This window comes from Aneurinibacillus sp. UBA3580 (genome assembly GCF_002375825.1).
Lineage (GTDB): Bacteria > Bacillota > Bacilli > Aneurinibacillales > Aneurinibacillaceae > Aneurinibacillus > Aneurinibacillus danicus.
Genome location: NZ_DFMZ01000008.1, coordinates 2,669 through 3,496, shown reverse-complemented (window position 1 = coordinate 3,496; position 828 = coordinate 2,669). Strand labels below are relative to the sequence as shown.

Genomic DNA, 828 nt, shown 5'->3' with positions numbered 1-828 from the left:
GTTCGCAGTTCTTGCTCCAGAAACTCGTATCCTTTTCTGAAATCCACCGCTGCATATACGTCAGGCGCAAAGAAATGCAAAAACTCCTGAAAAAATTCTTCAATGACTTCTTTCCACAGTGCATCATAATCTAGAAACACTACCCTTCGGTCATTTGTCTCCTCCCCCACTAGACGTTCCCCTTTCCAAGCGTCTTTCGTTCCGTTCTTTTTTCTTTTCATTATATCACATTCCCTGACTCAAACGTTTAAACCAAAACTGTTTTCGTTTTTCTCGCAGTCAACCGCATAAGCGAAAAACATCCACACCAAAAGAAAAACGGCAATATGAAGAGTCTATCCATGTGAAAAGTGTGCTATAATGCATGATTAGTGATACAAATCGTAAACAAAGGATGGTAGATAACCGGTATGATTAGTACAACGGACCTTACGCTCCGCTTTGGCAGCCGCGTGCTTTTCAGCGACGTAAACATAAAATTCACCCCGGGCAACTGCTACGGCCTCATCGGCGCGAACGGCGCGGGAAAATCGACGTTTCTTAAAATTCTCTCTGGCGAAATCGAGCCCACGAACGGCCAGGTCAACATTACGCCGGGCGAACGCCTCGCGGTGCTCAAGCAGAACCACTTTGAGTTTGATGAATTTGAAGTGCTGAAGACCGTCATTATGGGCCATCGCCGCCTCTATGAGATTATGGAAGAAAAAGATGCGCTCTATGCCAAGCCGGACTTCTCCGAAGCAGACGGCATCAAAGCGTCCGAACTTGAGGGTGAATTCGCCGAGCTGAACGGCTGGCAGGCGGAAGCGGAAGCCGGCGAGCTGCTCA

1 protein-coding gene and 1 pseudogene are annotated in these 828 nt (G+C 47.7%); one reads left to right on the top strand and one right to left on the bottom strand.

Going from position 1 to position 828, the window contains the following annotated elements; genetic code table 11:
• A pseudogene (locus B2899_RS01445) lies at window positions 1–221 on the bottom strand (hypothetical protein); the annotation flags it as partial.
• Between the two features lie 189 nt (window positions 222–410).
• Here B2899_RS01445 and B2899_RS01440 point away from each other — a divergent pair.
• A partial coding sequence (locus B2899_RS01440; protein WP_286883501.1) for an ATP-binding cassette domain-containing protein occupies window positions 411–828 on the top strand: 418 nt, incomplete at its 3' end.